Source organism: Streptomyces alkaliphilus (assembly GCF_014141535.1).
GTDB classification, from domain to species: domain Bacteria; phylum Actinomycetota; class Actinomycetes; order Streptomycetales; family Streptomycetaceae; genus Streptomyces; species Streptomyces alkaliphilus.
Map to the genome: position 1 here is coordinate 1 of NZ_VKHT01000431.1, position 4,225 is coordinate 4,225.

3 protein-coding genes are annotated in these 4,225 nt (G+C 71.8%); 1 reads left to right on the forward strand and 2 read right to left on the reverse strand.

From position 1 onward, the window contains the following. Window positions 1-288: 288 nt before the first annotated feature. Together FNQ90_RS14385 and FNQ90_RS14390 are read right to left on the reverse strand one after the other, a co-directional pair. Window positions 289-2,856 (reverse strand): HAD-IC family P-type ATPase, encoded by a 2,568-nt coding sequence (locus FNQ90_RS14385; RefSeq protein ID WP_182606752.1) that lies wholly within the window; start codon window positions 2,854-2,856, stop codon window positions 289-291. Between the two features lie 221 nt (window positions 2,857-3,077). Further along, the gene (locus FNQ90_RS14390) at window positions 3,078-3,479 is read right to left on the reverse strand and encodes a DUF2530 domain-containing protein (RefSeq protein WP_182606753.1); all 402 of its coding nucleotides are present in this window, start codon (window positions 3,477-3,479) and stop codon (window positions 3,078-3,080) included. 219 nt (window positions 3,480-3,698) lie between these two features. Between FNQ90_RS14390 and FNQ90_RS14395 the strand changes: the two genes are divergently transcribed. Then, window positions 3,699-4,225: MarR family winged helix-turn-helix transcriptional regulator (locus FNQ90_RS14395; protein WP_182606754.1), on the forward strand; the 527-nt coding region annotated here is incomplete at its 3' end.

The following is a 4,225-nucleotide window of genomic DNA, read 5'->3' on the forward strand; positions in this document are numbered from 1 at the left end:
TCGCTCACCGGCGCGCCACCGGGCGGGCCCGTTCCCCGGTCGACTTCGTGCGCATGTCCCCATCCCCTTCGTCCGGCCTTTCCCACCGCCCCTGCCGTTCCCCCGGGCCGGCGGTGGTCCACACGGCCCCCGGGGGCCGTGTGCCGGTGATATGCCCGGGGGCGTGGTTCGCACACCCGGGGCGTGCGGCCTTCGAAACGCGCCCTGATCCGAGGAGGTGGCGGAACGGGGGCCCGCGACGCACGACGCGCCTTCCCCTCCCCCGGACCCCGGTGCCGGGCCCGTCGTTCAGCGCCGGTGCGGTCGGTTCCCGTCCCGCCGGGAGGCCGGTCGTCCGTGCCGAGGGGGCTCCACCGGCACGGCGGCCCCGTGCGGCTTCTCCGGCAGGTCGGGCCAGTACCGGGGAATGATCCGCCACGCCGCCTCCAGGCCCAGCACCGCGACGCCCGCCACGCCCACGGCCACCCACGGCATCGTCAGGCCGACCAGGTTCAGCGCGAACACCTCCTGCAACCACGGGGTCACCAGCACGGTCAGGAACCCGCCCGCCATCACGGCCAGCAGGCACACCCGCCACCACGTGTAGGGGCGGGCGATGATCGAGAGCACCCACAGCGCGATGAGGAACAACGTCAACGACGCCGCGCTGGTCTCCGCCTCCAGGGTCGCCTCCGTGGCGCCGTAGTGCGCGCGCGCCAACAGGTAGACGGAGAAGGTCGAGACGCCGGTGATCAGGCCGAACGGCACGGAGAACCGCAGCACGCGGCGCACGAAGTGCGGACGGGCCCGCTCCCGGTTGGGCGCCAACGCCAGGAAGAACGCCGGGACGCCGATGGTCAGTGCCGAGATCAGCGTCAGGTGGCGGGGCAGGAAGGGGTAGGGCACCTGACTGATGATCACCGCGAAGGCCATGAAGACCGAGTAGACGGTCTTGGTGAGGAACAGGCTCGCGATCCGTTCGATGTTGCCGATCACCCGCCGGCCCTCGGCGACCACCGAGGGCAGCGTGGCGAAGCTGTTGTTCAACAGCACGATCTGCGCCACGGCCCGGGTGGCCTCCGAGCCCGAACCCATCGCGACCCCGATGTCGGCGTCCTTGAGCGCGAGCACGTCGTTCACGCCGTCCCCGGTCATCGCGACATCGTGTCCCCGGGACTGCAGGGCGGCCACCATCTCGCGTTTCTGTTGCGGGGTGACCCGCCCGTAGACGGTGCCCTTCTCCAGCGCCTCCGCCATCCCGGCGGGATCGTCCGGCAGGGAACGCGCGTCCACCGGCCGGTCGGCGTTCGGAAGGTCCAGTTCGGCGGCCACCGCCCCGACGGAGACGGCGTTGTCACCGGAGATGACCTTCGCGTCGATGTCCTGCTCGGCGAAGTACCGCAGCGTGTCGGCCGCCTCCGGGCGCAGCCGCTGTTCGAGCACCACCAGCGCCGTCGGGACCGAGGGGGCGGCGGCGGGACCGCCCTCCGTGTCGGCGAGGGCGGCCATCCGATCGGCGGGCAGCCCGGAGCGGGTCAGCAGCAGCACCCGCAACCCCTGTGAGTTCAGTCGGTCGGCCTCCCGGAGCACCGGATGGTCGGGGGGCAGCAGCACATCCGGAGCCCCCAACAACCAGGTCCGGCGGGTTCCGTCCGGTTCCACGAGGGTGGCACCGCTGTACTTGCGGGCGGATGAGAAGGGCAGGCCGGCGACAGCCCGCCAACCCTCGGGGGCGGGGTGGGCCTGCGCGATGGCCCGCAGGCTCGCGTTGGGATGGCGGTCCCCCGCGCCGAGCGCGCCGAGGACGTGCCGCAGGTGGGCCCCGTCGATCACATCCTCGCCGGGCCCCGCCCTTCCGTCGGGGGCGGGGGCATCCCCCTCCGTCCCCGACGCAAGCGCGCCACCGGGCAGGGGACGCACCTCCCGGACATCCATGCCGCCCTCGGTGAGGGTGCCGGTCTTGTCCAGACAGACCACGCTGACCCGGGCCAAACCCTCGATCGCCGGGAGTTCCTGAACCAGGCACTGCTGACGTCCCAGGCGGATGACACCGATGGCGAAGGCCATGGAGGTGAGCAGCACCAGGCCCTCGGGCACCATCACCACGATCCCGGCCACCATGCGGCGGATCGCCTCGAAGGTGTCGGCCCCCTCCACCAGCAGCTGGCTGATGATCAGGCCGATGGCGGCGGGGATCATCAGCATCACGCAGAACTTCAGGATCCGGCTGATGCCGCTGCGCAGTTCCGAGTGGACCAGGGTGAACCGGGAAGCCTCCTCGGCGAGCTGCGCCGCGTACGCCTCCCGACCCACGCGGGTGGCGGTGAAGGCCCCGCTTCCGGCGACGACGAAGCTGCCCGACATCACCGGGTCGCCCGGCCGCTTGACCACGGGATCGGCTTCGCCGGTCAGCAGCGACTCGTCCACCTCGAGGCCATCGGCCTCGTTCACCACACCGTCGACGACGACCTTGGAGCCGGAGGACAGCTCGATCACGTCGTCGAGGACGATCGAGCCGGTGGGAATCGGCCGGGCCTCGCCGTCCCGTCGCACCACCGGGCGGGCCTCACCGATGACCGCGAGGTTGTCCAGGGTGCGCTTGGCCCGCAGCTCCTGCACGATCCCGATGAGGGCGTTCGCGATGATCACGAAACCGAAGAGGCCGTCCTGGATGGGGCCGACCACCAGGATGATCGCGAAAAGAGTGCCGATGATGCCGTTGAACAAGGTGAAAACGTTGGCCCGAACGATCTCCGCGGTGGAGCGGGAGGACCGCACGGGAACGTCGTTGACCTGGCCGCGGGACACCCGGTCGGCGACATCCGCCGCCGTCAGCCCCCGCACTTCGCCGGCCGTGTCGACCCGGGTCTGCGTCATGCTCCGACCCTACGATTTTCGGGAGACGAACGCGCGGGTCCCACTCGTCCTCCCGGCCACCGGGAGGCATCGGGCCGGGGAATCACCGGAAAGGGGAGGGGAAACGGGTGGCGGCCCGTGACGGCGGTGGCGAACATCACCGCTTTCCACGCCGTGCGCGGCGTCCTGCGGGCGGCTGGGGAGGCGGGTGAGTCGGCTCCCCGGGTGCTCGGCCCCGGTGTTCAGCGCCGGTGGTCGGAGGCGGTGCCCCGACCCGGTTCATCCGGCGGGGAAGGCGCGTCGGCCTCCTCCCCGCCGGACGGGTTCTCTCCTGTGGGGGCACCGGGGGGAGAGCCCTCGGGTCGGTCCCCGGAATCGGCCGAGGGGGTGGTCCGGGCCGCTCGTCGCAGCGCGGCCTCACGACGATGGACGAACCAGAGACCGTAGAGGCCCATGAGGACGCCCGCCCCGCAACTCCAGATCCACCACTGCGCGTCGTGATCGGCGAGTCGGGAGTGGAAGGGGAGGGAGCCGAGCAGGAGGACACCCCACGCGACGGTGAGGACCAACACCACGGTGGGGATGTTGCCCTCCAACGGCTCGGGCGCTTTCCGCTTGTCGTGGGTGAGGAAGTCCCGGGGCATCGTGGTGGCCCTCCCGTCCTGCCGCCGTCCGGGGTCCCGTTCGATCCCCGAGGGCTCAGCCTATCCCGCCGGGGCAGGCGCCCCGGGAGCGGTCGGAGGAGGACGGAAGAGCGCCGGCAACGCGGTCGGGACGGTGACGCGGTGGCCCACGCCGGGGAACGCCGGGCGGGCGGGGCCTCCGGAATGTTTCGTTAGCAACGCTAATCATTCGGGGGTAGGATGGTGCGCGTGCCTGAGCCATCCATCGATACGTCCGGGAACGCCGACGCGGTGAACACGCTGCGCATCGGTGTGATGCGTCTCGCCCGGCGCGTCCGCCACCAGCGTGAGGATCGATCGCTGGGAGTCGCGGAGCTCTCCGCTCTGGGGACCCTGCACCGCTGCGGATCGATGTCCCCCGGGGAACTGGCCCGCAAGGAGCACGTTCAGCCCCCCACCATGACCCGGATCCTCGCCCTCCTCCAGGAGCGCGGTCTGGTGAGGGTGGCCCCGCACCCCGTGGATCGGCGCCAGAAGACCGCCACCGTCACCGAGCGGGCCGAGGAGATGATCCGCGCCACCCGCGACAAGGACAACGCCTGGCTCGCCCGGCTCGCCTCCCGCCTCGACGAGGAGGAGTGGGCTCGCCTGCGTGCCGCCGCTCCCGTGCTCCACAAGCTCGCCCACATGGACCCGGCGGTCCGCTCCCCCGAGGGAGAGGCCGTCGCCCGCGACGTTCCGTTCGACGGTCCCGCCCCCTCCACCCC